General features: G+C 69.3%; 27 protein-coding genes. 20 read left to right on the forward strand and 7 right to left on the reverse strand.

Annotated features, from left to right (window positions below; all coding sequences use genetic code 11):
- Nucleotides 1-6: 6 nt before the first annotated feature.
- Nucleotides 7-600: a C40 family peptidase gene (locus tag H4F99_RS13730; protein ID WP_425488031.1), complete on the reverse strand. Its 594-nt coding sequence runs from the start codon at nucleotides 598-600 to the stop codon at nucleotides 7-9.
- Nucleotides 601-647: 47 nt separating this feature from the next.
- Here H4F99_RS13730 and H4F99_RS13735 point away from each other — a divergent pair, with 47 nt between their 5' ends.
- The 5 genes from H4F99_RS13735 (at nucleotide 648) to H4F99_RS13755 (ending at nucleotide 5,563) form a co-directional block, all read left to right on the forward strand.
- Entirely contained in the window at nucleotides 648-1,127 is a 480-nt protein-coding gene (locus H4F99_RS13735) for an FKBP-type peptidyl-prolyl cis-trans isomerase (protein WP_182670435.1), read from the forward strand.
- Nucleotides 1,128-1,226: 99 nt separating this feature from the next.
- Nucleotides 1,227-2,480 (forward strand): DUF418 domain-containing protein, encoded by a 1,254-nt coding sequence (locus tag H4F99_RS13740; RefSeq protein WP_182670436.1) that lies wholly within the window; start codon nucleotides 1,227-1,229, stop codon nucleotides 2,478-2,480.
- Between the two features lie 8 nt (nucleotides 2,481-2,488).
- Entirely contained in the window at nucleotides 2,489-3,766 is a 1,278-nt protein-coding gene (locus tag H4F99_RS13745; protein WP_182670438.1) for an NAD(P)/FAD-dependent oxidoreductase, read from the forward strand.
- Nucleotides 3,767-3,797: 31 nt separating this feature from the next.
- Nucleotides 3,798-4,571 (forward strand): N-formylglutamate deformylase, encoded by a 774-nt coding sequence (gene hutG / locus H4F99_RS13750; protein WP_182670440.1) that lies wholly within the window; start codon nucleotides 3,798-3,800, stop codon nucleotides 4,569-4,571.
- A 5-nt stretch (nucleotides 4,572-4,576) separates the two neighbouring features.
- Nucleotides 4,577-5,563 carry a DMT family transporter gene (locus H4F99_RS13755; protein ID WP_182670442.1) on the forward strand — a complete coding sequence of 329 codons (987 nt, stop codon included), beginning with the start codon at nucleotides 4,577-4,579 and terminating at the stop codon, nucleotides 5,561-5,563.
- Nucleotides 5,564-5,566: 3 nt separating this feature from the next.
- Here the strand turns inward: H4F99_RS13755 and H4F99_RS13760 are convergent, their stop codons facing one another.
- Nucleotides 5,567-6,571 carry a putative sulfate exporter family transporter gene (locus tag H4F99_RS13760; protein WP_182670444.1) on the reverse strand — a complete coding sequence of 335 codons (1,005 nt, stop codon included), beginning with the start codon at nucleotides 6,569-6,571 and terminating at the stop codon, nucleotides 5,567-5,569.
- 107 nt (nucleotides 6,572-6,678) lie between these two features.
- Between H4F99_RS13760 and H4F99_RS13765 the strand changes: the two genes are divergently transcribed.
- Entirely contained in the window at nucleotides 6,679-7,587 is a 909-nt protein-coding gene (locus tag H4F99_RS13765; RefSeq protein ID WP_182670445.1) for a LysR substrate-binding domain-containing protein, read from the forward strand.
- Between the two features lie 24 nt (nucleotides 7,588-7,611).
- Here H4F99_RS13765 and parE read toward each other — a convergent pair whose 3' ends face one another.
- Together parE and H4F99_RS13775 are read right to left on the reverse strand one after the other, a co-directional pair.
- Complete coding sequence (gene parE / locus H4F99_RS13770; protein WP_182670447.1) at nucleotides 7,612-9,519, reverse strand: DNA topoisomerase IV subunit B; 1,908 nt, start codon at nucleotides 9,517-9,519, stop codon at nucleotides 7,612-7,614.
- Nucleotides 9,520-9,716: 197 nt separating this feature from the next.
- The gene (locus tag H4F99_RS13775; RefSeq protein ID WP_182670449.1) at nucleotides 9,717-12,233 is read right to left on the reverse strand and encodes an arylsulfatase; all 2,517 of its coding nucleotides are present in this window, start codon (nucleotides 12,231-12,233) and stop codon (nucleotides 9,717-9,719) included.
- A gap of 206 nt (nucleotides 12,234-12,439) precedes the next feature.
- On the opposite strand from H4F99_RS13775, the gene pyrG reads away from it, so the two are divergent.
- The 9 genes from pyrG (at nucleotide 12,440) to H4F99_RS13820 (ending at nucleotide 19,465) form a co-directional block, all read left to right on the forward strand.
- Nucleotides 12,440-14,110, forward strand: coding sequence for a CTP synthase (pyrG, locus tag H4F99_RS13780; protein ID WP_182670451.1), 1,671 nt, complete (start codon nucleotides 12,440-12,442; stop codon nucleotides 14,108-14,110).
- A complete protein-coding gene (gene kdsA, locus H4F99_RS13785) occupies nucleotides 14,107-14,937 on the forward strand; it encodes a 3-deoxy-8-phosphooctulonate synthase (protein ID WP_182670453.1) in 831 nt (276 codons plus the stop codon). The genes pyrG and kdsA overlap by 4 nt, the downstream gene beginning before the upstream one ends.
- 39 nt (nucleotides 14,938-14,976) lie before the next feature.
- Complete coding sequence (eno, locus tag H4F99_RS13790) at nucleotides 14,977-16,263, forward strand: phosphopyruvate hydratase (RefSeq protein ID WP_182670454.1); 1,287 nt, start codon at nucleotides 14,977-14,979, stop codon at nucleotides 16,261-16,263.
- 3 nt (nucleotides 16,264-16,266) lie between these two features.
- Complete coding sequence (ftsB, locus tag H4F99_RS13795) at nucleotides 16,267-16,617, forward strand: cell division protein FtsB (protein ID WP_182670456.1); 351 nt, start codon at nucleotides 16,267-16,269, stop codon at nucleotides 16,615-16,617.
- On the forward strand, nucleotides 16,614-17,324 hold the full coding sequence (ispD, locus tag H4F99_RS13800) for a 2-C-methyl-D-erythritol 4-phosphate cytidylyltransferase (RefSeq protein ID WP_182670458.1): 711 nt from the start codon (nucleotides 16,614-16,616) through the stop codon (nucleotides 17,322-17,324). Before ftsB ends, ispD begins: the two co-directional genes overlap by 4 nt.
- Nucleotides 17,325-17,398: 74 nt before the next feature.
- Nucleotides 17,399-17,872, forward strand: coding sequence for a 2-C-methyl-D-erythritol 2,4-cyclodiphosphate synthase (ispF, locus tag H4F99_RS13805; RefSeq protein ID WP_182670461.1), 474 nt, complete (start codon nucleotides 17,399-17,401; stop codon nucleotides 17,870-17,872).
- A 17-nt stretch (nucleotides 17,873-17,889) separates the two neighbouring features.
- Nucleotides 17,890-18,048 carry a DUF305 domain-containing protein gene (locus H4F99_RS13810; RefSeq protein WP_343064225.1) on the forward strand — a complete coding sequence of 53 codons (159 nt, stop codon included), beginning with the start codon at nucleotides 17,890-17,892 and terminating at the stop codon, nucleotides 18,046-18,048.
- Nucleotides 18,045-19,115 (forward strand): tRNA pseudouridine(13) synthase TruD, encoded by a 1,071-nt coding sequence (gene truD, locus H4F99_RS13815; RefSeq protein WP_246372208.1) that lies wholly within the window; start codon nucleotides 18,045-18,047, stop codon nucleotides 19,113-19,115. Before H4F99_RS13810 ends, truD begins: the two co-directional genes overlap by 4 nt.
- A gap of 125 nt (nucleotides 19,116-19,240) precedes the next feature.
- Entirely contained in the window at nucleotides 19,241-19,465 is a 225-nt protein-coding gene (locus H4F99_RS13820; protein WP_182670463.1) for a hypothetical protein, read from the forward strand.
- A 39-nt stretch (nucleotides 19,466-19,504) separates the two neighbouring features.
- Here H4F99_RS13820 and H4F99_RS13825 read toward each other — a convergent pair whose 3' ends face one another.
- A complete protein-coding gene (locus H4F99_RS13825) occupies nucleotides 19,505-20,068 on the reverse strand; it encodes a Smr/MutS family protein (RefSeq protein WP_182670466.1) in 564 nt (187 codons plus the stop codon).
- Between the two features lie 158 nt (nucleotides 20,069-20,226).
- Here H4F99_RS13825 and surE point away from each other — a divergent pair, with 158 nt between their 5' ends.
- From surE to H4F99_RS13845, 4 genes are all read left to right on the forward strand, one after another.
- Nucleotides 20,227-21,021, forward strand: coding sequence for a 5'/3'-nucleotidase SurE (gene surE, locus H4F99_RS13830; RefSeq protein WP_182670468.1), 795 nt, complete (start codon nucleotides 20,227-20,229; stop codon nucleotides 21,019-21,021).
- Entirely contained in the window at nucleotides 21,018-21,695 is a 678-nt protein-coding gene (locus H4F99_RS13835) for a protein-L-isoaspartate(D-aspartate) O-methyltransferase (protein ID WP_182670470.1), read from the forward strand. The genes surE and H4F99_RS13835 overlap by 4 nt, the downstream gene beginning before the upstream one ends.
- Before the next feature lie 61 nt (nucleotides 21,696-21,756).
- Nucleotides 21,757-22,341, forward strand: coding sequence for a YqaA family protein (locus H4F99_RS13840; protein WP_182670472.1), 585 nt, complete (start codon nucleotides 21,757-21,759; stop codon nucleotides 22,339-22,341).
- A 72-nt stretch (nucleotides 22,342-22,413) separates the two neighbouring features.
- The gene (locus H4F99_RS13845) at nucleotides 22,414-23,175 is read left to right on the forward strand and encodes a peptidoglycan DD-metalloendopeptidase family protein (protein ID WP_182670475.1); all 762 of its coding nucleotides are present in this window, start codon (nucleotides 22,414-22,416) and stop codon (nucleotides 23,173-23,175) included.
- A 23-nt stretch (nucleotides 23,176-23,198) separates the two neighbouring features.
- Here H4F99_RS13845 and H4F99_RS13850 read toward each other — a convergent pair whose 3' ends face one another.
- Entirely contained in the window at nucleotides 23,199-23,573 is a 375-nt protein-coding gene (locus H4F99_RS13850; protein ID WP_182670477.1) for an Mth938-like domain-containing protein, read from the reverse strand.
- A 13-nt stretch (nucleotides 23,574-23,586) separates the two neighbouring features.
- Entirely contained in the window at nucleotides 23,587-23,892 is a 306-nt protein-coding gene (gene yhbY, locus H4F99_RS13855) for a ribosome assembly RNA-binding protein YhbY (protein WP_182670480.1), read from the reverse strand.
- A gap of 87 nt (nucleotides 23,893-23,979) precedes the next feature.
- Here yhbY and rlmE point away from each other — a divergent pair, with 87 nt between their 5' ends.
- A complete protein-coding gene (gene rlmE, locus H4F99_RS13860) occupies nucleotides 23,980-24,627 on the forward strand; it encodes a 23S rRNA (uridine(2552)-2'-O)-methyltransferase RlmE (RefSeq protein ID WP_182670483.1) in 648 nt (215 codons plus the stop codon).
- The last annotated feature ends 56 nt before the right edge of the window (nucleotides 24,628-24,683 follow it).

The raw sequence follows: 24,683 nt of genomic DNA on the forward strand, positions 1-24,683 counted from the left end.
GTCGGTTCACTCCAGGACGCGTCTGGAACCGGTGTAGTGGTCGCGCCAGTACGGCCCGTCCAGACGGTCGAGGCGGACCGTGCCGCCCGTGCTGGGCGCATGCACGAAACGTCCTTCGCCGACATAGATCCCGACGTGCGTGACGCGCCCGCCGCTGCCGAAGAACACCAGGTCGGCCGCGGCGAGTTCCTTCGGCCGGATCCGCGGCCCCTGGTAGTCGGCGAGCTGGCTGGAAGTGCGGGGCAGGTGCAGGGCGAGCATGTCCCGGTACACGTAGTTCACCAGTCCGCTGCAGTCGAAGCCGCCCTCCGGCGTGCTGCCGCCGTAGCGGTAGGGCGTGCCGACGAGGCTCAGCGCGCGCATCATCACCGCGTTGGCCGCGGCCGGGTCTTCCGGTGCGACCACGGGCCATGCCGTGGCATCGCCCGGCGGCGGTGTCCGCACCCGGTCGCCCCCGCCGCAGGCCGCCACCAGCAGCACGACGGGCAGGGCCAGGCCGAGCGGGCGGAGGGCGCCGGCTGGCGCCGGACGTGGCTTGTCGGGATAATGCGCGGTCCTGTCCACGGCCACAGCTTGGCGTCTGCACGCCGCGCGGCGCAAGCCCCGCCCCCCGCCAACGGCCCCGACCATCGAGTCCGCAACCTGCCATGAAGATCGAGAAAGACCGCGTCGTCCGCTTCCACTACACCGTTTCCGAGCAGGGCCAGGCGCCGCTGGAGAGTTCCGAAGGGCGCGACCCGCTGGCGATCCTCGTCGGCCACAACAACATCATCCCGGGCCTGGAAAAGGCGATGGACGGGCATGAGGCCGGCGACACCTTCGAGGTCGACGTGGCCGCGGCCGATGCCTACGGCGAGCGTCGCGAGGGCCTCACCCAGCGCGTCCCGAAGAAGTACTTCAAGGGCCAGAAGATCGCCGTGGGCGCGCAGACCGTGCTGCAGACCAACATGGGGCCGCGCGCGGTCACCGTGTCCAAGGTCGGCATGAGCGTGGTGGATGTCGACCTGAACCACCCGATGGCCGGCAAGGACCTGCATTTTGCGATCGAGATCGTCGATGTCCGCGAGGCGCAGGAAGAAGAGATCAAGCACGGCCACGTGCATGGCGAGGGCGGCGTCGAGCACTGACCGGCACCGCCGACGACGTCCCGACGGCCCGCCTTGCGCGGGCCGTTTTCGTTCCCGGGACCGTACACTGCACGTCCTTTGGGGCGCACGGACGACACGATGGAGCAAGGCGCATGGCGACCGGTGACGCCAGGGCAGCGGATCGAAGCGATGGACGTGCTGCGGGGGTTCGCGTTGTTCGGCATCCTGCTGATGAACATCGAGTGGTTCACCTCGCCCATGGTCGGGCGTGCCGACGGGATCGACCCCGGCCTGCATGGGCTGGCCCGTGGACTGGATGCGCTGACGTACGTGTTCGCCAGCGGCAAGTTCTGGACGCTGTTCTCCCTGCTGTTCGGAATGGGTTTCGCGGTGATGCAGGCCCGCGCCGACGCGGCCGGGCGCCCGTTCGTGCCCGTCTACCTGCGACGTACCGTGGGTCTGCTGGTGATCGGACTGGCGCATGCCTGGCTGCTCTGGGCCGGCGACATCCTGGTGGCCTATGCATTGGCGGCGCTGCTGTTGATGGCGTTCGCACGCGCTCCCGTGGCCGGTCTGTGGGCAGGGGGGGCGGCGCTGTACCTGTCGATCGCGGGACTGATGGCCCTGTCCGCGTTGGTGGCGGGCGCCCCGGGCGGGTGGGCGGACAATCCGGAGCGCCTGCGCGATGCAACCGAACAACTTGCGCTTCAGGCCGCCGAGATCCGGGCCTATGGCGCAGGGTCCTATGCGGAGGCCACGGCGTTCCGGCTGCGGTTCTTCGTTGAATACCTGCCCTCAGGGGTGCTGTTCATGCTGCCGATGGCGCTCGGCATGTTCCTCGTCGGGGCTGGCCTGGTCCGCAGCGGGGCGATGGCGGATCCAGTCGCGCATCGGGCATTGTTTCGCACGCTGGCCTTCGTCTGTGGTCCGGCGGGTCTGCTGCTCACGATCGTGGGACTCGCGATCGACCCCCAGCCGGATATGCATGGGGCGGATATTGCATCGGCCCTGTGGGCGATGACCCTGCACATGATCGGAGCACCGCTGATGAGCCTGGGCTATGTCGGTCTGGTCGTCCTCGCACCGCGACGGGGGCACGCCGGGCTGGCGGTGCTTGCGCCCGCGGGACGCATGGCCCTGACGCTCTATCTGATGCAGTCGCTGGTCTGCACCTGGGTCTTCTACGGATACGGCCTGGGACTGTGGGGCACCATGGGCCGCGTTGCGCAGGTCGTGCTGGTGCTGGCGATATTCTGCGCGCAGCTGGCGTTCGCCCATGCGTGGATGGCACGCTTCCGTCTCGGTCCTGTCGAATGGCTGTGGCGGGCATTCACCTACCTGCGATGGCCACCCATGCGTCATGTCCCGCCTTCCCACTCCGTCCGTCCCTGAGTCCGCGCATGAGCCACACGCCTGCTGAAGCCCCTTGGCCCGATGGCCGGTTCGACGTGGTCGTGGTGGGCTCGGGGGTGGTGGGGCTGGCCTGCGCGCTGGCCCTGACCGAGGCCGGACGCCGGGTCTGCGTGCTCGACGCGGGCCGGATCGGCGGCGGAAGTTCGCATGGCAACTGCGGCACGATCACCCCCAGCCACGCGCCGCCGCTTGCGGCGCCGGGCATGGTCGCGACCGCACTGCGCTGGATGTTCACGCCGGACGCACCGCTGTACATCAAACCGCGCTTCGATCCGGTGCTGTGGCGCTGGCTGCTCGCGTTCGCAAGCCGTTGCAATGAGCGCGACTGGCGCGCCAGCACGGTGGCCAAGGCGGCGATGCTCAACGACTCGCGCACGCGCCTGCAGGACTGGGTCGAGCGTTTCGGCCTGCAGTGCGAGTTCGGCGCGACCGGCGAAGACTACGTCTTCCGGGACACCGCGGAGTTCGTGCACGGGCAGAAGGAGCTGGCCCTGCTGGACGAGGTCGGCGTGCCCTGGCGCCGCATCGATGGCGAGGCGTATGAAGCGGGCGAGCCGGCGGTGAAGCCTGGCGTGGTCGGTGCGATCCGCTTCGACGGCGATGCCTCTTTGCGGCCGGATCGCTATGTCGCCGAGTTGGCCCGGGTGTTTCGCGAGCGTGGTGGCACGATCGTCGAGCACTGTGCGGTCGAGCGGATCGAGGGGGACACGGTCCATGCGACGCGCGGCGCCCTGCAGGCGCGCGACATCGTGCTGGCAGTGGGTGCGTGGTCGCCGAAGATGGCCGACGCCTTCGGCGTGCCCGCGCTCAAGGCGGTCATGCAGCCGGGCAAGGGGTATTCGATCACCTACAGCCGGCCCGCCATCGTGCCGAAGCGGCCGCTGGTGCTGATGGAGCGCTCGGTCTGCGTGACCGTGTGGGAGGACGGTTTCCGCCTCGGCAGCACCATGGAGTTCAGTGGCTACGACGGGACGCTCAACGCCAGGCGGCTCGCGGCCCTGGAACGCGGTGCCGCCGAGTACCTGCACGCACCGGTGGGCCCGGAGGTGCGCGAGCGCTGGTACGGCTGGCGCCCGATGAGCCGCGACGACGTGCCCGTGATCGACACCGCGCCGGGCCGCCCGGGACTCTGGATCGCCACCGGCCACGGCATGATGGGCGTCAGCATGAGCGCTTCGACCGGCCAGCTGGTGGCCGACCTGGTCACCGGTGCCACCCCGGCGATCGATCCGGCACCCTACCGGCTGGACCGCTTCCACCGCTGAGCCGTCGCGCGCACCGCCTTACAATGGGCAGATGGACATCTGCACCCTCCACCGCGGGAATGCGCCGCTGCTGGTCAGCCTGCCCCACGACGGCAGCCTGATCCCCGAGGCCCTGGCCGAACGCATGGTGCCGGAGGCGCGCAGGGCCCCGGACACCGACTGGCACGTGTCGCGGCTGTACGATTTCGCGCGCGAGCTGGGCGCCTCCATCCTCGTCCCGCGTTTCTCCCGCTACGTGGTCGACCTCAACCGGCCGCCTGACGATGTATCGCTGTATCCGGGCCAGAACACCACCGGTCTGTGCCCGGTGGTGCAATTCAGTGGCGCGCCGGTCTACCTGGAGGGCCAGCAGCCCGACGAGGCCGAGGTCGCGGCCCGCGTCGATACCTACTGGCGGCCCTACCATGACGCCCTGCGCGGGGAGCTCGACCGACTCAAGGCCGTGCATGCCCGCGCGGTGCTGTGGGAAGGGCACTCGATCCGCAGTGCCGTCCCGTTCCTGTTCGAGGGCCGCCTGCCCGACCTGAACCTCGGCACCGCGGCCGGCAGCAGTTGCTCGCCTGCGCTGGCGGCAAGGCTGGAAGCGGTGATGGCCGCGCAATCACGCTACACCCACGTCAGTAACGGGCGCTTCAAGGGCGGGCATATCACCCGGCACTACGGCGACCCGGCGAGCGGCATCGACGCCGTGCAGATGGAGCTGGCCCAGCTCAACTACATGGACGAGGACAGTTTCGAGTACGACGCGGGGCGCGCCGCGCAGCTGCAGCCCCTGCTCCGGCGCCTGCTCGAAGCCACGCTCTGAACCCGATGCCGTCGCGCGAGGACACCGCGGCCGACGCGGAACTGGCCCAGCCGCTGGACGTCGCACCCGCGTCTGCCGGGGACGGGGCAGGCACCCTGCACGCTGCGCCGGTGCCCAGTGTCGACCTGCGTGGCGTGCTGCTCGCCGCCTTCGGCGCGATCGCGTTCTCGGGCAAGGCGATCATCGTCAAGCTGGCCTACCGCTTCGACGTGGATGCGGTCACCCTGCTGGCGCTGCGGATGGCAGTCGCGCTGCCGCTATTCCTGGCGATGGCGGTCTGGGCGGCACGCCGATCCGCGCCCCTGGAGCGGGGCGACGGCGGGCGGATCGTCCTGCTCGGGTTCCTGGGTTACTACCTGGCGAGCTTCCTCGACTTCGCCGGCCTGGCGTACATCACCGCGACGCTGGAGCGCCTGATCCTGTATCTCAACCCGACCCTGGTCCTGCTGCTGGGGGTGTGCTTCCTCGGCCAGAAGGCCAGTCCCGCGCAATGGTGGGCGCTCGCGGTCAGCTATGCCGGCGTCGCCCTGGCGGTGGGACACGACCTCGATGTGGGCGGCCGCAACATCATGCTCGGGAGCATCCTCGTGTTCGGCAGCGCGCTGGCCTACGCGTTCTACCTGCTCGGCAGTGGTGCGCTCGTGCAGCGCGTGGGCGCGGTGCGCCTGACGGCCTACGCCAGTACCGTCGCCTGCGTGCTGTGCATCGGCCAGTTCCTGCTGCTGCGTCCGCTGGGCAGCCTGCGGCTGGCGCCGGAGGTGTACGGCCTTTCGCTGGTCAACGGCACACTGTGCACGGTGCTCCCGGTCCTGATGGTGATGATGGCGGTGGCGCGGATCGGATCGGCGCGCGCCGCGCAGATCGGCATGCTCGGGCCCGTTTCGACCATCGTCCTGAGCGTGTTCCTGCTCGGCGAACCGATGGGCCCGTGGCAGGTGGCCGGTACCGTACTGGTGCTGGCCGGCGTGTTCATGGTGGGGCGCCGTGCCTGAGCCTCAAGCGACCAGCCAGACCGTCAGCACATAGCCACCAACCGAAAGGAAGGCGAACAGCGCCGCGGCCAGCAGCAATGGTCGGGGCCCGGCTGCGCGCAGGCTGGACAGGCGGATGCCGGCGCCCAGCGCGGCCATCGCTGCGGCCAGTAGCACGGTGTCCAGCACGAGCAGGGCATCGCGCAGCGCACCGGGGATCGGCAGCCAGGTATTGGCGGCGGTCATCGCCAGGAACCCCAAAGCGAACCAGGGCATGCCGGCCGCCAACCCGCCGCTCGCCTCGCCGGGTGCGCGGCGCCAGCCGAGCAGCAGCAGGAAGGGCACCAGCATCAGCACCCGGGCCAGCTTCACCACCACGGCGGTGTCGGCGGCGCCGTCGCCGACCTGCTGGCCGATCGCCACCACCTGGGCGACTTCGTGCACGGTCGCACCGGTGTAGATGCCGAACAGGCGGGGCTCCAGGCCGGTCCACGCCTGCAGCAGGGGGTACAGGAAGACATTGAGGGTGCCGAACACCACCACGGTCGCTACCGCCACCGCCACCTTGTGCGGTTCCGCGCGTAGTGTGCGCTCGGTCGCGAGCACGGCGGCGGCCCCGCATATCGCACTGCCGGCGGCGGTCAGCAGCGCCGTCTCCCGGTCGAGGCCCAGCCAGCGACGGCCCAGCCACAGGCCGAGCGAAAGCGTGCCGACGACCATGACGACGTCGAGCAGCAGCACCGCCGCGCCCAGACCGAGCAGGTCGCCGAGGTCGAGCCGCAATCCGTAGAGCACCACCCCGAGGCGTAGCCAGTGACGTTGGGCGATGCCCAGGCCCGGCGCGAACCGGGTGCCGGTGCGCGCGCCGGCCAGCTGGCCCCAGACGATGCCGAGGACAATCGCCAGCGTGAGTCCGCCGAGGTGCAGCCGCGCGAGTGGCGTCGAGCTGGCGAGCGCAAGGGCCGACAGGCCAATGCCCAGCGCCAGCAACTGGCCGGGGAGGGTGGGCAGGGAAAAGGCGCGACGCACGGCGGGTCCGGATGGCGGGGTGGCGCCACGGTAGAGGAATCGATTGCCCGACAAAATCAAATAGTGATTGACTATGTGTTCTATTGAGTAGAACGGTAATGCCCTCTATGTCGAACGAGTCCCGCGCCCCCGGTTTCGGCGCGCGCCAGCTCCGGGTGTTCTGCGCGGTGGCTCGCGAGGGCGGTGTACGCCGTGCCGCCGAGGTCCTCCACCTGAGCCAGTCTGCGGTCAGTGCTTCGCTGGCCGAGCTGGAGCGGCAGCTCGGTGCGCCGCTGTTCGACCGGGTCGGGCGCGGCCTGCAGCTCAACGGCGACGGCCGTGCGCTGCTGCCGCGCGCGGAGGACGTCCTGTCGCGGATCGCGGACATCCAGCATGCCTTCGACCCGGAGGGCCCCGCGCTGGCCGGTGAACTGCGGGTCGGGGCCAGCAACACCGTTGGCAACTACATGGTGGCCGACCTGCTGGGGAGTTTCGTACGCGCGCATCCGGCGGTGCGACTGCGCCTCGAGGTCGACAACACGGCGGCCATTTCCGCTGCGCTGGCGCGGTTTGCGCTGGACGTTGGCGTGGTCGAAGGGCCGACCCACCGGCCGGAGCTGGTCGAACATCGCTGGCGGCGGGACTGCCTGGTGGTGTGCGCGCCGCAGGGGCACGTGCTGGCGGGCCGGCGATTATCGCCCGACGACCTGCAGGGTGAGCGCTGGGTGCTGCGGGAGGCGGGATCGGCCAGTCGCGAGCAGTTCGAGCAGGTCGCCGCAGGCGCGCTCGGGCCCATCGACGTGGCGATCGAGCTCGGCCAGAACGAAGCGGTCAAGCAGGCGGTGCTGGCCGGCCTCGGCCTGGCCTGCCTCCCGGGAGTGGCCCTGCGCGGTGCGGCCGGCGAGGGGCTCGTGGTGCTCGAGACGCCCTTCCTCGACCTGGAGCGCTGGCTCAGCGTTGCCGTGCACCGCGACAAGCACCGCGACCGCGTGCTGACGGCGTTCCTCGAGGGCCTGGGCGTGGCCCCGCCCCGCTGAGCGGACCTCGGGTACGGACGCGCGCTAGACCTCCAGCGTCGCCAGGTCGCCCTTGCTCTCCAGCCACGCCTTGCGGTCGGGCGCGCGCTTCTTCGCCAGCAGCATGTCCATCAGCGAAGACGTGCCGTCGGCATCCTCGACGGTCAGCTGCACGAGCCGGCGCGTGTCGGGGTGGATGGTCGACTCGCGCAGCTGCGAGGGGTTCATCTCGCCGAGGCCCTTGAAGCGGGTCACGCTGACCTGGCCACCGGAGCCCTTCTTCTTCTCCGCTTTCTCGCGTTCGATCTTCTCGAGGATGATCCGCTTCTCTTCCTCGTCCAGGGCGTAGTGCACCTGCTTGCCCTGGTCGATGCGGAACAGCGGCGGCATCGCCACGAACACGTGGCCGGCAGCGACCAGCGCGGGGAAGTGGCGCAGGAACAGCGCCGACAGCAGGGTGGCGATGTGCAGGCCGTCGGAGTCGGCGTCGGCCAGGACCACGACCTTGCCGTAGCGCAGGCCGCTGATGTCGTCCTTGCCCGGGTCGCACCCGATGGCGACGGCCAGGTCGTGCACTTCCTGCGAGGCCAGCACGCTGTTGGACGAGACCTCCCAGGTGTTCAGGATCTTGCCGCGCAAGGGCATGATCGCCTGGAAATCTTTGTCGCGCGCCTGCTTGGCGCTGCCGCCGGCCGAGTCGCCCTCGACCAGGAACAGCTCGGTGCGCGACAGGTCCTGGCTGGTGCAGTCGGCGAGCTTGCCGGGCAGGGCGGGGCCCTGGGTGACCTTCTTGCGGGTCACCTGCTTCTCGGTCTTCAGGCGGGCGGACGCGCGCTCGATCGCCAGCTGGGCGATCTTCTCGCCCAGTTCGACATGCTGGTTGAGCCACAGACTGAAGGCGTCGTGCGCGGCGCCTTCGACGAAGCCCGCGGCCTGGCGCGACGACAGCCGCTCCTTGGTCTGGCCACTGAACTGCGGGTCGGTCATCTTCACCGACAGCACGAAGGCCACGCGGTCCCACACGTCCTCCGGCGCGAGCTTGACGCCGCGAGGCAGCAGGTTGCGGAAATCGCAGAACTCGCGCAGCGCATCGGTGAAGCCGGTGCGAAGGCCGTTGACGTGGGTACCGTGCTGGGCGGTCGGGATCAGGTTGACGTAGCTCTCCTGCACCAGTTCGCCGTCCGGTACCCAGGCCACCGCCCAGTCGGCGGTCTCGGTGTCCTTGGCCAGGTGGCCGACGAACAGGTCAGGCGGCAGCAGCTCGCGCTCGACCAGTTCGCCGCGCAGGTAGTCACGCAGGCCGTCTTCGTAATACCACTCGAACGACTCCCCGCTGGCCGCGTCGTTCAACTTCACGGTCAGGCCCGGGCACAGCACCGCCTTGGCGCGCAGCAGGTGGCGCAGCGCGCGCAGGTTGAACTTCGGCGTGTCGAAGTACTTCGGGTCCGGCCAGAAATGCACGCGGGTGCCGGTGTTCTTGCGGCCAACGCTGCCGACCACCTCCAGCGGGCTGTGGCGGTCGCCGTCCTTGAACGACATCCGGTACTCGTTGCCGTCGCGCTTGATGAAGACGTCGACATGCTTCGACAGCGCGTTGACCACGCTGACGCCGACGCCGTGCAGGCCGCCGGAGAAGGTGTAGTTCTTGTTGCTGAACTTTCCGCCCGCATGCAGGCGGGTCAGGATCAGCTCCACGCCGGGGATGCCTTCCTCGGGATGGATGTCGACCGGCATGCCGCGGCCGTCGTCGGCGACCTCGCAACTGCCATCGGCGTGCAGGGTGACCTCGATCGACTTCGCATGCCCCGCCAGGGCCTCGTCGACCGCGTTGTCGATGACCTCCTGCGCCAGGTGGTTCGGCCGCGCGGTGTCGGTGTACATGCCGGGACGGCGCTTGACGGGGTCCAGGCCGGACAGGACTTCGATATCGGCGGCGTTGTAGCGGGAGCTCATTCGGGTCGGGCAGGGGCAGTCGGTGCGTCAGGCGATGGTCGGGTGCCGGCCCCCGAAATTCAACCGCGCGAAACACGACCCGCTGTGCTAGGCGCGCGCCACGATACGCGCCGGCCGCGAGTGCGCCGCAAGGGCCGGCAAAGTCCGGGCCAGGACCGGACAGGCATTACCGCCTTCCCGGCAGGGCTGACGCACCCTCAGTCGAGCGCGGGTGCCGCGACGCCGGCCATCCCGCCCTGGGCCGACGGCAGGTCGACGGTGACCTTGTGGATCTCGCCGGTGAACCGGAACGGCACCTCATAGGTACGGACGACCGGCGTGCCAGCGTCCTCTCCAATGTCGAGGGTCTCGTCGGCCGACACGCGGGCGGGAATGGTGCGGTCGATCCGACCCTCGGCGACGCGGCTTCCATCGACCGACAGCACCACGTTGCCGCCCTTGCCGACGCCACCGCCGTCATACGTGAAATCCATCACGATGGTGTGCCGGCCCGCGGCGAGCGGCTGCGCGCCCTGTACGGTGGTCTTGTGCTCCGGGTAATGGGACAGCGCATAGGCGTAGGTGGGTTTGCCGTCCTGCAGCATGAGCGCGTTGCCACCGAACCAGCCGCCCTGGGTCATGATGATGCCGTTGGCGCCCCCTTGCGGGACCTCGATGTCGGCCGTGATCCGGAACGAGGTGTTCTTCATGTTCGGCGCAAGCGCCTCGGTGATGCGGGTGGTGCCTTCGTAGAAGTCGAAGCGGGTACGGCCCTCGTTGTGCTTGGGCCGGTTCTCCGGATCCACCCGCTCAATGTAGCGGTCGTCCAGCGGGAACACCTGGTTCCGGCCGGCCTCGGCCAGGAACAGCTGGCGCAGCTCCTGCAGCTTGGCCGGGTTTTCCGCGGCCAGGTTGCGCGACTGGGTGAAGTCCTCGTCGAGGTGGTACAGCTCCCACTCGTACTCATTGAAGGGATCGGCATGGGCATCGCCACGGCCGACCCAGGGCAGGCGCTTGGGCGTGGTGTTGGCGATCCAGCCCTCGTGGTAGATGGCCTGGTTGGCCACGATCTCGAAGTACTGGGTGGTGTGGCGTTCGCGCGCGCCCGGGTCGTTGAAGGCGTAGACGAGGCTGCTGCCGTTCATCGGCACCTGGCGGATGCCGTTGATGGTCTCGGGCGCCGGCAGCCCGGCCGCCTCCAGGATGGTGGGGACGATGTCGGTGACGTGGGTGAACTGGCTGCGGATGGCGCCCGGGTCCTTGATGTGGCCCGGCCAGCGGATGGCCATGCCGGTGCGGGTGCCGCCCAGGTGCGAGGCGATCTTCTTGTCCCACTGGAACGGGGTGTTCATCGCATGCGCCCAGCCATGCGAGTAGTGGTTCTGGAACCACATGCCGCCGAACTCCTCGATGTTCTCGACCATGTACTCGGGCCGGTCCATCACGTTGTTGCCCAGCACGGTAATCTCGCTGGTGATGCCCACGCCGGTGGGATCCTCGGCGCTGGAGCCGTTGTCGCCCATGATGTAGATCACCAGGGTGTTGTCCAGCTCGCCCATGCGCTCCAGCGCGTCCAGGACCCGGCCGACCTGGTAGTCGGAATGGGCCAGCGCCGCCGCGTAGACTTCCATCTCGCGCGCCACCACCCGCTTCATGTCGGGCGAAAGCGAATCGAAGCGGGTGTAGTCGTCCGGGGTGGGGTTGAGCACCGCGTTGGCGGGGATGATGCCCAGCTGCTTCTGGCGCTCGAAGGTCTGCTCGCGCAGCACGTCCCAGCCCATGTCGAACTTGCCCTTGAAGCGGTCACGCCACTCCTTGGGGGCGTGGTGCGGGGCATGGGCGGTGCCGGGCGTGTAGTAGGCGAACAGCGGCCGGTCTGGCCACACCGACTTGCGGGTCTGCATCCACTGGATGGCATGGTCGGCCATGTCGGCGTCGAAGTGGTAGCTGTCCTCGCGCCCCAGATAGGGGTCCACCGGCTTGGTGTTCTCGTACACGGCGGGCCTGAACTGGTGCGCGTCCGCGCCGAGGAAACCGTAGAAGTACTCGAAGCCCAGGCCGGTCGGCCACAGGTCGAACGGACCGGCCGGCGAGGTCTGCCAGTCCGGCACGTTGTGGTTCTTGCCGAACCAGGCGCTGCCGTAGCCATTGGCGGTGAGGATCTCGCCGATGCTGCCCACGCTGCGCGACATCAGGCTGTGGTAGCCCGGATACGGCGTGGAGAACTCCATGATGATGCCGGTCGAGGCCACGTGGTGGTTGCGGCCGGTGATCAGCGCCGCCCGGGTTGGCGAACACAGGGCGGTGGTGTGGAAGCGGTTGAAACGCAGACCCTCGTTGGCAATGCGGTCGAAGGTCGGGGTCGGCACCGGCCCGCCGAAGGTCTCGGTGGCGCCGAAGCCGACGTCGTCCATCATCACCAGAAGGACATTCGGCGCACCTTCCGGCGCCGCGATCTCCTTGGGCCAATGCGCGGGATCCGACCCGGCAACCGTCGGCGCCAGCTTCAGGTCCGGGGCATACGGCTCGATCGGCAGGTGACGGCGGTCCGGCCATCCGGGAGTGTTGGCCGGCGGGCTCGGGTCGAAGCCGCTGGCCTGCTGCGCGACGGTCGGCAGGGACGCCGAGCAGGCCAGCAGGCCGGCCGCGAACGCGGCCAGGAACGAGCGCGGGGACGCGGACCGACGCGCCGGGCGGTCAGCGGCGGGTGCGTGGTGTGCGGATGGCGTGGCCATGGCGGGTCCTTGGATGGCGAGGGAGCGCGGCGATGCAGCGCCTGAACCGTCGGTTCAGCTTGCGCTCCCGCCATTCTTCAAGACGGGGGTGACGTGCCCGTGAAACGGCCGGCCGGTACCCAGGAGGGCGGCAACCGCGGCGCCGGAACGGTCGCAGTCGACACGCCCACCCGGTAGACTATGGCTTTCCAGCGGCAGTAAAACGCATGACTCCCCTGATCTTCGTCACCGGCGGCGTGGTGTCTTCCCTTGGCAAGGGCATCGCGGCGGCCTCGCTGGCGGCCATCCTCGAAGCGCGCGGCCTGCGCGTGACGATGATGAAGCTCGATCCCTACATCAACGTCGACCCGGGTACCATGAGCCCGTTCCAGCACGGCGAGGTGTACGTCACCGACGACGGCGCCGAGACCGACCTGGACCTCGGCCACTACGAGCGTTACGTCCGCACCCGGCTGAGCCGGAAGAACTCGGTCACCACCGGCCGCATCTACGAGAACGTCATCCGCAAGGAGCGCCGCGGCGACTACCTCGGCGGCACCGTGCAGGTGATCCCGCACATCACCGACGAGATCAAACGCTGCATCGCCGAGGCGACCGAGGGCTACGACGTGGGCCTGGTCGAGATCGGCGGCACCGTCGGCGACATCGAGTCGCTGCCCTTCCTCGAGGCGATCCGTCAGATCCGCGCGGAGCGCGGCCCGGACAAGGCCTTGTTCATGCACCTCACCCTGGTGCCGTGGATCGCCGCCGCCGGCGAGCTCAAGACCAAGCCGACCCAGCACTCGGTCAAGGAGTTGCGTTCCATCGGCATCCAGCCGGACGTGCTGCTGTGCAGGTCCGAGCAGCCGCTGCCGGACAGCGAGCGCCGCAAGATCGGCCTGTTCACCAACGTGTCCGAGCGCGCGGTGATCTCCGCGGTCGACCTCGACAACATCTACCGCATGCCGCAGCGCTTCCATGAGCAGGGCCTCGACACCCTGATCGTCGAGCGCCTCCGCCTGGCCTGCAACGCGCCAGACATGTCCGAGTGGGACGCGGTGCTGGATGCCAGCGAGAACCCGGTCGACGAGGTCACCATCGGCGTGGTCGGCAAGTACGTCGACCACCAGGACGCGTACAAGTCGGTGGGCGAGGCGCTCAAGCACGGCGGCCTGCGCCAGCGTACCCGCGTCCGCCTGAAGTGGGTCGAGTCGACCGACGTCGAGCGCGACGGCGACCGGGCGCTCGAGGGCGTGCACGGCGTGCTGGTCCCCGGCGGCTTCGGTGACCGTGGCTTCGAAGGCAAGGTCATGACCGCCCGCCACGCGCGCGAGCACAAGGTGCCGTACTTCGGCATCTGCTACGGCATGCAGGCGGCCGTGGTCGACCATGCCCGCCACGTCGCCGGCCTGGCTGGCGCCAACAGCACCGAGAACGACAAGACCTGCCCGCACCCCGTGATCGGCCTGATCACCGAGTGGCGCACCGCGACCGGCGAAGTCGAGAAGCGCAGCGAGGAGAGCGACCTCGGCGGCACCATGCGGCTGGGCCTGCAGGAGCAGCGGGTCAAGCCGGGCACCCTGGCCCACCGCCTATACGGCAAGGACGTGGTCGGCGAGCGCCACCGCCACCGTTACGAGTTCAACAACCGCTACCTCAACCAGCTCGAGAACGCCGGGCTGGTGTTCAGCGCGAAGTCCATGGACGAGACGCTGGTGGAAATGGTCGAACTGCCGCAGGATCGGCATCCATGGTTCCTGGCCTGCCAGGCCCACCCGGAATTCCTGTCCACGCCGCGCGACGGCCACCCGCTGTTCGTCGGCTTCATCCGCGCCGCGCGCGAGTACAAGGCCAACGAGGGCGCCGCGGGCGGCCTGCTGAAGGAGGCGAACGCATGAAGCTGTGTGGATTCGAGGTCGGCCTCGACAAGCCGTTCTTCCTGATTGCCGGGCCCTGCGTGATCGAGTCGATGCAGCTGCAGCTCGACACCGCCGGCACCCTCAAGGAGATCACCTCCGGGCTCGGCATCCCCTTCATCTTCAAGTCCAGCTTCGACAAGGCCAACCGCACCTCCGTGTCTGGCTTCCGCGGCCCCGGCATGGAAGAGGGGCTGAAAGTGCTGGCCGAAGTGAAGAAGCAGCTCGGCGTGCCGGTGCTGACCGACGTGCACGAGTACACCCCGATGGACGAAGTGGCCTCGGTCGTCGACGTGCTGCAGACGCCGGCCTTCCTGTGCCGGCAGACGGACTTCATCCAGAAGGTCGCTTCGGCGGGCAAGCCGGTCAACGTCAAGAAGGGCCAGTTCCTCTCCCCGTGGGAGATGAAGCACGTCGCCGAGAAGGCGCTGGCGACCGGCAACACCGACATCATGGTCTGCGAGCGCGGCGCCAGCTTCGGCTACAACAACCTGGTCAGCGACATGCGCTCCCTCAGCGTGATGCGCGACACCGGTTGCCCGGTGGTGTTCGATGCGACCCATTCGGTGCAGTTGCCCGGCGGTGCCGGCGGCAAGAGCGGTGGCCAGCGCGAGTTCGTGCCGGTGCTCTCGCGCGCCGCGATGGCGGTCGGCATCAGCGGCATCTTCATGGAAACCCACCCCGATCCCGACAAGGCCCTGTCCGACGGCCCGAATGCCTGGCCGCTGCCGAAGATGCGCGCGCTGCTGGAGACGCTCAAGCAGATCGACGAGGTCACCAAGCGCAACGGCTTCCTCGAGCAGGCCTGACCCACCGAATCCCTTTTCCAGAGACGCATTGACGACCCCATGACCCAGATCGCCAAAGTCCACGCCCGCGAGATCCTCGACAGCCGGGGCAACCCCACCCTTGAAGCCGAGGTGACCCTCGCCGACGGCAGCTTCGGCCGCGCGATGGTGCCGTCGGGCGCCTCGACCGGCACCAAGGAAGCCGTCGAACTGCGCGATGGCGACAAGACCCGCTACCTGGGCAAGGGCGTTCGCCAGGCCGTCGAGAACGTCAATACGGTGATCGCAAAGGCGCTGGACGGCTTCGACGCCAACGACCAGGCCGGCCTCGACCGCCGGATGATCGACCTCGACGGCACCGAGAACAAGGGTCGCCTGGGCGCCAACGCGCTGTTGGGCGTTTCGCTGGCGAATGCGCATGCGGTGGCGGCCTCGCGGAAGCAGCCGTTGTGGCAGCACCTCGCCCATGGCCGTCCGGGCGTCCTGCCGGTGCCGATGATGAACATCATCAACGGCGGTGCGCATGCCGACAACAATGTCGACCTGCAGGAGTTCATGATCCTGCCGGTGGGCGTGGACAGCTTCTCCGAGGCGCTGCGTGCCGGCACCGAGGTGTTCCATGCGCTGAAGTCGGTGCTCAAGGGCCACGGCCTCAGCACCGCGGTCGGCGACGAGGGCGGCTTCGCCCCGGACCTGCGCAGCAACGAGGAAGCGCTGGAAACCATCCTCGAGGCGATCGGCAAGGCCGGCTACAAGGCGGGCGAGGACATCCTGCTGGGCCTCGACGTGGCTTCCAGCGAGTTCTTCGAGAACGGCAAGTACAACCTGACCGGCGAGGGCAAGCGCCTGACCCCGGACCAGTTCTCCGACTTCCTCGCCGGCTGGTGCGCGCAGTACCCGATCATCACGATCGAGGACGGCATGGCCGAGGACGACTGGGACGGCTGGAAGCAGCTGACCTCGGCACTCGGCAACAAGGTGCAGCTGGTCGGCGACGACCTCTTCGTCACCAACCCGCGCATCTTCAAGGACGGCATCGACCAGGGTGTCGGCAACGCGATCCTGATCAAGGTCAACCAGATCGGCACCCTGACCGAGACGCTGGAAGCCATCGCGATGGCGGACGCGAACCGCTATGCGGCGATCGTCTCCCACCGTTCGGGCGAAACCGAGGACACGACCATTGCCGACATCGCCGTGGCGACCACTGCGACGCAGATCAAGACCGGTTCGCTGTGCCGCAGCGACCGCGTGGCCAAGTACAACCAGCTGCTGCGCATCGAGGAGCAGCTGGGCGCCGCCGCCCGGTACGCCGGTCGCGACGCCTTCGTGTCGCTGAAGAAGTAAGCCATGGCCCAGGAGGCGGGCAAGCGCTGGTTGCCGGTGCTGCTGCTGTTGCTGGCAGTGCTGCTCGCCTTCCTCCAGGTCCAGTTGTGGAGCGGTGAGGGTGGCCGTGACACCGTGGCCGGCCTCGAGGACCAGGTGGCGAAGCAGACGCAGGACAACGCCTCGCGCGAGCAGCGCAATGCCGCGCTGGCCGCCGAGGTCGCCGATCTCAAGAACCTGGCCTCCGGCGGCGAGGCCGTCGAGGAGCGCGCGCGCAGCGAGCTGGGCATGATCAGGCCCGGCGAGGTGTTCTACCGCGTGGTCGAAGAAGGAACGCCGGCACCGGTGCCGCCGCCGGACCCGGACTCGCCATGACCTCCGGCGTGTGGGCGGTGGTACCGGCGGCGGGGGTGGGGCGCCGGTTCGGTGGCGATCGGCCCAAACAGTATCTCGAAGTCCAGGGCAAGCCCCTGCTCGTGCATGCGCTGGACGCATTGCTGCGGCACCCGAGGGTCGCCGGTGCCGTGGTCGCGCTGGCCGAATCCGATGGGTTGTGGCCCGGTTGGACCGAGCGGCAGGGCAAGCCGGTCGTCCGCTGCGTCGGCGGCGGCGAGCGCGCGGATTCGGTCCTCGCGGCGCTGCGGGCGCTGTCCGGCAAGGCCAGCGACCAGACCCTGGTGCTGGTACATGACGCGGCGCGCCCGAACCTGGCCCTGGACGATCTCGACCGCCTGATCCGGACGGCGGATGCGCACCCCGACGGTGCCATCCTGGCCGCGCCGGTGCGCGATACGCTGAAGCGGAGCGATGCGGACGCGCGGATCCTCGGCACCGAGCCACGCGAGGCGCTCTGGCGCGCGCTCACGCCCCAGGCCTTCCGGCGTGGAGCGCTGACGCATGCGCTGGAGGCCGCACGCCAGGCCGGCATCGTGCCGACCGACGAGGCGATGGCGATGGAGCGCATGGGGCTTCGGCCGTGCCTGGTGGAAGGCCGCGATGACAACATCAAGGTCACGACACCCTCGGACCGGGCGCTGGTCGAATTCCTCCTGGCGGATCCTGCACTCCGCGCAACACGGTGAACGCCGCAGGGAGGCGTGACGTGCCGACCACGCCGGCCCTGACAGAATCGACGGCACGCAACCAGGAACCGCGCATGCGTATCGGCCAGGGATTCGACGTCCACGCTTTCGGTGAAGGCGACCACATCATGCTCGGCGGCGTACGCGTACCGCACGACCGCGGCGTCCTCGCGCATTCGGACGGCGACGTGGTGCTGCATGCGCTCTGCGACGCGATGCTCGGGGCGTTGGCGCTGGGCGACATCGGCGAGCATTTCCCGCCCAGCGACCCGCGCTGGAAGGGCGCGGACAGCACCGACTTCCTGCGCCACTGCGACGCGCTGCTGCGCGAGCGCGGCTGGAGGGTCGGCAATGCCGATGTCACTGTGGTGTGCGAGCGCCCCAAGGTCGGCCCGCACGCGCTCGCGATGCGCGAGCGGATCGCGGGCGTGCTCGGAGTGCCCGCCGACACCGTGAGCATCAAGGCGACGACCACCGAGACGCTGGGCTTCACCGGGCGTCGCGAGGGCATCGCCGCGCAGGCCATCGTCCTGGTGCGCGCCCTTTGAAACCGGAAGGAGGCCACGTGAAGTCCTGCATCCATGCCATCGCCATCCTGACCAGCGAGCGCGCGCGTATCCAGGATCCGCGGGTGCGTGCGCTGGCGGACGACATCATCGAGGCCCAGCGGCGCGAGATCGACGGGATGGAGGCGCTGATCGAAGACCTGGACGCCCGGCCTTGAGCGCTGCCGACGATCCGCGTCCCCGGGCCTTGCCCCGGGCGCACGGGGAGGCCGTGCTTTCCGCCACGCTGCGGAACCGCGCCGAGGATTTCATTGTCGAAGAGTTGCCGGGTTTCGAGCCCAGTGGCGAGGGCGAGCACCTGTTGCTGACTCTCGAGAAGCGCGGCATGAACACGGCGTTCGTCGCCCGCCGGCTTGCGGAATGGGCCGGCATCGACGAACGCGGGATCGGCTATGCCGGCTTGAAGGACCGGCACGCGGTGACGCGCCAACGGTTCAGCGTGCACCTGCCGCGTCGGCAGGCGCCACCGCTGGGTGCGCTCGAGCATGGCTCGGAGAATGAAGCGCTGCGCGTGCTGGACCATGCCTGGCACGCTCGCAAGCTGCCGCGCGGGGGCCTCGCCGGCAACCGCTTCGTGCTCGTGCTGCGCGACGTCGTGGGGGCACCGGCGGCGATCGAGGCCCGGCTGGCGACTCTTGCCGGACGGGGCGTCCCGAATTACTTCGGCGAGCAGCGATTCGGCCGGGGTGGCGACAATCTCCATGCTGCCCTGTCCATGTTCGCCGGTCGACGGGTTGGCCGTGAGCAACGCACCATGCTGTTGTCGTCGGCGCGTTCCGCGCTGTTCAACCGCGTGCTGGCGGCCCGCGTGGCGGCCGGGTGCTGGGACCGTCCGCTTGATGGGGAGGCCTGGATGCTGGACGGGAGCCGGAGCGTGTTTGGCCCGGAGCCCTTCACCGAGGTACTTGCGGGCCGGTTGGCGGCGTTCGACATCCATCCCAGCGGGCCGTTGTGGGGCCGGGGGGCGCTGCGCAGCACGGGAGAGGCCGCGCGGATGGAACTCGAAGCGATGGCGCCCGCCCCGGGCGATGCCTTGCGCGACGGGCTTGAGCGCGCCGGGCTGAAACAGGAACGCCGGGCATTGAGGTTGCGTCCCGAGGAGCTGTCGTGGCGCTGGCTGGAGCCCGACTGCCTGGAGCTGGCGTTCTCGTTGCCTGCAGGTACCTACGCGACCACCGTATTGGCGGAACTGGGCGACGTGGTCGACGTGGCGACCCGTCGCTGAGGACCGTTCGTCGGACGCGCGACCCTTGGCACTGTGATGTCCGGCCGGGGAGGTGTATCTCCGAAAGGCAGGCTCGATATCGGGTCGGGCCGGGCACGCAGGTGCCCTGAACCGGAGGGATCGTCATGAACGCCAGGTTCCGTGTGTTCGTCCTCATGTTGTCCACCCTGGGTCTCGCGGCCTGCGCCAGTGCGCCGGTCGAACGTACCGCGCAGGCGCCGGAGCGCGCGCCCACCATCATGGATACCGACGAGGCTTACGTGGCCTATGTCGAGCGCATCGCCCGCCGCCGGGGGCTGGAAGTGCACTGGGTGAACCTGCCGCGGGCGCAGGTGAAGCCCGAAGAGTAACCCGCGCAAACCGGGCGAGACCGCGAACTCCGCGGCCGCTCAACGCGGCGCGCGCGGTGCCAGCAGCACCAGCACCGCGCCGGTTCCTCCCTGCGCCGCCGGCGCGGAGTGGAAGCCCAGGACGTCGCTGCGGTGGCGCAGCAGGCGATCGACCATGTTCTTCAAAACGGGCGCTCCCTCGCTCTGCCGGCCCTTGCCGTGGATGAGCCGCACGCAGCCCAGCCCGTCGCGGTGCGCATCCGCCATGAAGGCGCGCAGCTGGCGTTCCGCGGTGCGCGCATCGAGGCCATGCAGGTCCAGCTCATCCTGCGGGGCAAGCTCACCGCGCTTCAGTCGCTGGTAGACCGCCCTGGGCAGCAGGTCACGGCGATAGGCCAGCGTGGCCGCGGCGTCGAGGACCGGCAGGTCGCCGCCGCGCTTGAAGGCCTCCGCGGCATCCAGTTCGTCCAGCTCGGCCATGCGCGCACGGGGTTTCGGCCTGGGGCGTCCGGGCGGCTCACTGCGCGGCTTGAGGTCGCGGACCGGTCCGACCGCATCCCTGAACAAGGCGAGATCGTCTCCGTCGACGGGCGGCTTGGGTTCGGGCGGGCGGGAGCGCTTCATGCCACGAGCGTACCGCCTTGCGACGACGCTTCAAGCAGCGGCGGCCGGCCGCGTCCATCGGCTATCATGGTCGCTTGTGGGAGGCGCGCCCGATGCGCTGCCTTTCCACCCCCGGTCACCATGTCCGTGCCGCCTGACCGGCGGTTGCAAGGGAGTCCATGCGAGTTCTGGTTTCAAACGACGACGGCGTCGACGCGCCCGGCATCCAGGTCCTGGCGCGGGGGTTGCGCGCCGCCGGCCACGAGGTCTTCATGGTCGCGCCCGATCGCGACCGCTCCGGCGCCAGCAACTCGCTGACCCTCGACGCCCCGATCCGGGTGGTGCAGCTGGACGACCACACGTGGCGCGTCCACGGCACCCCGACCGACTGCGTGCACGTCGCGATCACGGGAATGCTCGAGACGGAGCCGGACATCGTCGTGTCCGGCATCAACAACGTCGCCAACCTCGGGGACGACGTCATCTACTCCGGCACCGTCGCCGCGGCAATGGAGGGGCGCTTCCTCGGTCTCCCCGCCGTGGCGATGTCGCTGAACAGCGCCGATCATGCGCCACGCCACTTCGAGACGGCGGCGCGGGCGGCGGCGGAGATCATCGCGCGCCTGGGTTCGGATCCGCTCCCGGCCGATACCATCCTCAACGTCAATGTCCCGGACCTGCCCTGGGAGGCCGTCCGCGGCTTCGAGGTGACCCGCCTGGGCAACCGGCACCGGGCCGAAGCCTGTGTCCCGCAAACCGACCCGCGGGGCCGTCGCTGGTGGTGGATCGGCGCGGCGGGTCCGGAGCAGGACGCGGGCCCGGGCACCGACTTCCACGCGCTCCGGACCGGCCACATCGCGATCACGCCGATCCTCGTCGACCTGACCCGCTACCAGGCCCTGGACCAGGTCGCGCAATGGGTGGACGGCCTGGGCACCACCCTCGCGACGGGTGGAACGGGGGCGGAAGCGTGAGCGTGCGGATGCGCCTCCAGCCCGAAGCGATCGGCTCGGGCATGACCTCCCAGCGCGTGCGCGACCGGCTCGTGCAGCGGCTGCGGGACGAAGGCATCCGCGACGAGCGCGTGCTCAACGCAATCCGCACCGTTCCCCGGCACCTGTTCGTGGACGAGGCACTGGCCACGCGTGCCTACGAAGATACGGCGCTGCCGATCGGCCACGGCCAGACCATTTCCCAGCCCTGGGTGGTGGCACGCATGACCGAGGCGCTCATGTCCGTGGCGCCCGGGCGCGTGCTGGAGATCGGCACGGGTTCCGGCTACCAGGCGGCGATCCTCGCCGCCCTGGGACTCGAGGTGCATACCGTGGAGCGCATCGGCGAGCTCCTGCGCGTGGCCCGCAAGCGCTTCAGGTCGCTGGGGCTGAACGTGCGCAGCAAGCACGACGACGGCAGGATCGGCTGGCCGGAGAACGGCCCCTTCGATGCGATCCTCGTCACCGCCGCGGCGCCGGCCCTGGTCGATGCACTGGGCCACCAGCTGGCGACCGGTGGCGTGCTCGTGGCTCCGGTGGGGGGCGCCACGTCGCAATCCCTGGTGATGTTGCAGAAGCAGCCCGACGGACGCTTGCAGTCGCATGACCTGGGTCCGGTGGTGTTCGTGCCGCTGCTGTCGGGGATGGTCGATTGAGCTCCTTCTCCTGGCGGGCGAACGCCCGCCCGTATCCCGGCGACGCACGGAGCGCCACGCGATGAAGCTGTTCGGCCCCATCTACGACCGCTGCCTGGTGTGGGCGGGCCATCGCCATGCCCCGCGCTACCTCGCTGCGCTGAGCCTCTCGGAATCGATCTTCTTCCCGATCCCGCCCGACGTGATGCTGGCACCGATGACCCTGTCGACGCCGCATCGCTGGCTGCGCCTGGCCGCCATCTGCACGATTGCCTCGGTGATCGGTGGCCTGCTCGGCTATGTACTGGGACACTACGCACTCGATGCGATCTGGCCCTGGATGCTCAAGCTGGGCTGGGACGCGCCGTTCGCGCGCGTGCAGGCGCTGTTCGAACAGTACGGGTTCTGGATCGTGTTCGTGGCGGCGTTCACGCCGATTCCCTACAAGGTGTTCACGATCGCTTCGGGTGCGACCGGCATCGGCCTGATACCGTTCGTGCTGGGTTCGACGATCGGGCGCGGCATCCGCTTCTTTCTCGTCGCCGGCCTGGTGGCCTGGGGTGGTCCGCGGCTCGAACAGACGCTGCGGCGCTATATCGAGATCCTGGGCTGGGCCGTGGCGGTCCTGGTACTGGTCGCGGTCGCCTGGATGGAACTGCGCGCCTGACGTCGTGTCGAACAGGGGATGGGGTCGCCCCGTTGCCGCCCCCGATTCAATCCGGAGACCGGGACAACGCGTATGAGCCAGCTTTACCGCACCCTTGCAATCGGCCTGATGGCCCTGGTCGTCGCGGCGTGCTCCAGTTCCGTGGTGCGCGAAGGTGGCAGCGCCGGTGGACCGGTGACGACATCGCAGGCCAAGCCCGGCGCGACCGTCGTCGTACGGCGAGGGGACAATCTCTATCGCATCGCGACCGACAACGGCATCACCCTGAAGGACCTGGCCGCCTGGAACGGCATCAGTGCCCCCTATACGATCCATCCCGGCCAGCGGCTGCGCCTGTACCCAGGTGGCGGCTCGACCGCATCCACGACCGCCTCCACGCGTCCGCCCGGCTCACGCCCGGCCACCGCCACCGCCGGTGCTGCATCGCGTCCCGCGACCCCGCCGCCGGCACCGGTCGACAGCGGCCTGTCGTGGCGCTGGCCGGCGGAAGGCGAGTTGATCGGCCGGTTCGCCAGCGGTGATCCGACCCGCCAGGGCATCGACATCGCGGGCAGTGGTGGCGCCGCGGTGCGGGCCGCCGGGGACGGCGTCGTGGTGTATTCGGGTTCGGGCCTGGTCGGCTACGGTGAACTCATCATCATCAAGCACAACGACCAGTGGCTCTCCGCGTACGGCCACAACCGGAGTCGCCTGGTCAACGAAGGCGCCGTGGTGAAGGCGGGCCAGCAGATCGCGGAGATGGGCCGCAGCGGCGCGTCCCGCGACATGCTCCATTTCGAGATTCGCTACAACGGCAAACCGGTCGACCCGATGTCCTACCTTCCGCGCCGCTGAACGCCGCGCACCGCCGGGCGGGGTCATCCAGGCAGGATGAAGCCCGCCACCACCCGGCGCCCCTCGCCGGCCAGCACGCTGAACGTGCGCGCGGCGGCGTCGTTGCGCATCGCTTCGAGGCCGATCCCGCGGGTCATGCAGGTCGCCATGGTCTCGGCAGGGGGAAACACCTGGGTCGCGCCGGTGCCGAGGATGACCACTTCCGGGTCCAGCGCCAGCAGGGGGGCCAGGTCGTGCGCGCGCAGCGCCGCGGCCACGGTCACGGGCCAGTCCTCGACCAGACGGTCGGGCGCGATGATGAAACTCGCCCCCAGGATCCGGTCGTTGACCCGCGCCTGGGCGCCGTCGGCGCCCCGGAGGGTGAACTCGTGATCGGGCAGTTCCAGGTTGAGCGGCATTGCAGGCGGCGCTTCAGGGACGGGGCAACACGATCTGGCGCTTCTCGCTGCTCTGCCGGTACAGCACCGCGGTATGGCCGATCTTCTGCACCAGCGCCGCGCCGGTGCGCTCCGCCAGCGTGTCGATCATCTCCGCACGCTGCTCGCGGTCCTCGGCGGCGACCTTCACCTTGATCAGTTCGTGGTGTTCGAGTGCGTTCGCGACCTCGGCCACGACCGCATCGGTGATGCCCTTTCCACCGACCTGCAACATCGCCTTCAGGTCGTGGGCCTGGCCGCGCAGGAAACGGGTCTGGGCGGCGGTCAACGGGGTCGGCATGGGGGTCACGTGAAGGGGCGTCCAAGGGCGATCAGGGTATCATGTCGCCCGATATCCAGACCGAAAGGACAGGGCTCCCCCGCGCCCATGGCCACCCGCAGCAAGAGCAGCCAGCGCTGGCTCAAGGAACACTTCTCCGACCCCTTCGTGAAGAAGGCGCAGGCCGAGGGCATGCGCTCGCGCGCCGCCTACAAGCTGGAGGAGCTGGTCGCCCGCGACCGGTTGCTCAAGCCGGGCATGACCGTGGTCGACCTGGGCGCGGCCCCCGGCGGCTGGTCGCAGTGGGTCCGGCAGGAGATGGACCGCATGGACGCCAGCCGGCCTGGCCGGGTGATCGCGCTCGACATCCTGGACATGCCGCCGCTGGCCGGCGTGGAGTTCCTGCAGGGCGATTTCAGGGAAGACGAAGTGCTGGCTGGCCTGGAAGCCTCGCTCAATGGCCAGCCGGTGGACCTTGTGCTGTCCGATATGGCCCCCAATAAGAGCGGTGTGGACGCGGTCGACATGCCGCGTGCGATGTATCTGTCCGAGCTGGCGATGGATTTCGCTGACCGCCACCTGAAGGTGGGCGGCGACTTCCTGATCAAGCTCTTCCACGGCGTCGGCTTCGACGAGTACGTTCGTGAGCTGCGTCGTCGTTACGACAAGGTGGTCATCCGCAAGCCGGAGGCCTCCCGCAAGCGTTCGCCGGAAGTCTATGCATTGGCACGGGGCAGGCGGGCAGCGATGAAGTAAGGTGGGGGCGCCGGCTGGACAGGCGGCCCATGATTTCCAGACCGGCCCGCTGAACG

Source organism: Marilutibacter penaei (assembly GCF_014145395.1).
Lineage (GTDB): Bacteria > Pseudomonadota > Gammaproteobacteria > Xanthomonadales > Xanthomonadaceae > Marilutibacter > Marilutibacter penaei.

Coding starts and splice junctions, on each gene's coding strand:
- H4F99_RS13765 (WP_182670445.1), top strand. CDS start 6,679: ATGTCGAACGAGTCCCGCGCCCCCGGTTTCGGCGCGCGCCAGCTCCGG.
- kdsA (WP_182670453.1), top strand. CDS start 14,107: ATGAAGCTGTGTGGATTCGAGGTCGGCCTCGACAAGCCGTTCTTCCTG.
- pyrG (WP_182670451.1), top strand. CDS start 12,440: ATGACTCCCCTGATCTTCGTCACCGGCGGCGTGGTGTCTTCCCTTGGC.
- hutG (WP_182670440.1), top strand. CDS start 3,798: ATGGACATCTGCACCCTCCACCGCGGGAATGCGCCGCTGCTGGTCAGC.
- H4F99_RS13745 (WP_182670438.1), top strand. CDS start 2,489: ATGAGCCACACGCCTGCTGAAGCCCCTTGGCCCGATGGCCGGTTCGAC.
- H4F99_RS13735 (WP_182670435.1), top strand. CDS start 648: ATGAAGATCGAGAAAGACCGCGTCGTCCGCTTCCACTACACCGTTTCC.
- H4F99_RS13845 (WP_182670475.1), top strand. CDS start 22,414: ATGAGCCAGCTTTACCGCACCCTTGCAATCGGCCTGATGGCCCTGGTC.
- eno (WP_182670454.1), top strand. CDS start 14,977: ATGACCCAGATCGCCAAAGTCCACGCCCGCGAGATCCTCGACAGCCGG.
- ftsB (WP_182670456.1), top strand. CDS start 16,267: ATGGCCCAGGAGGCGGGCAAGCGCTGGTTGCCGGTGCTGCTGCTGTTG.
- H4F99_RS13850 (WP_182670477.1), bottom strand. CDS start 23,573: ATGCCGCTCAACCTGGAACTGCCCGATCACGAGTTCACCCTCCGGGGC.
- H4F99_RS13820 (WP_182670463.1), top strand. CDS start 19,241: ATGAACGCCAGGTTCCGTGTGTTCGTCCTCATGTTGTCCACCCTGGGT.
- H4F99_RS13775 (WP_182670449.1), bottom strand. CDS start 12,233: ATGGCCACGCCATCCGCACACCACGCACCCGCCGCTGACCGCCCGGCG.
- rlmE (WP_182670483.1), top strand. CDS start 23,980: ATGGCCACCCGCAGCAAGAGCAGCCAGCGCTGGCTCAAGGAACACTTC.
- surE (WP_182670468.1), top strand. CDS start 20,227: ATGCGAGTTCTGGTTTCAAACGACGACGGCGTCGACGCGCCCGGCATC.
- parE (WP_182670447.1), bottom strand. CDS start 9,519: ATGAGCTCCCGCTACAACGCCGCCGATATCGAAGTCCTGTCCGGCCTG.
- H4F99_RS13825 (WP_182670466.1), bottom strand. CDS start 20,068: ATGAAGCGCTCCCGCCCGCCCGAACCCAAGCCGCCCGTCGACGGAGAC.
- ispF (WP_182670461.1), top strand. CDS start 17,399: ATGCGTATCGGCCAGGGATTCGACGTCCACGCTTTCGGTGAAGGCGAC.
- ispD (WP_182670458.1), top strand. CDS start 16,614: ATGACCTCCGGCGTGTGGGCGGTGGTACCGGCGGCGGGGGTGGGGCGC.
- H4F99_RS13740 (WP_182670436.1), top strand. CDS start 1,227: ATGGAGCAAGGCGCATGGCGACCGGTGACGCCAGGGCAGCGGATCGAA.
- H4F99_RS13840 (WP_182670472.1), top strand. CDS start 21,757: ATGAAGCTGTTCGGCCCCATCTACGACCGCTGCCTGGTGTGGGCGGGC.
- yhbY (WP_182670480.1), bottom strand. CDS start 23,892: ATGCCGACCCCGTTGACCGCCGCCCAGACCCGTTTCCTGCGCGGCCAG.
- H4F99_RS13755 (WP_182670442.1), top strand. CDS start 4,577: ATGCCGTCGCGCGAGGACACCGCGGCCGACGCGGAACTGGCCCAGCCG.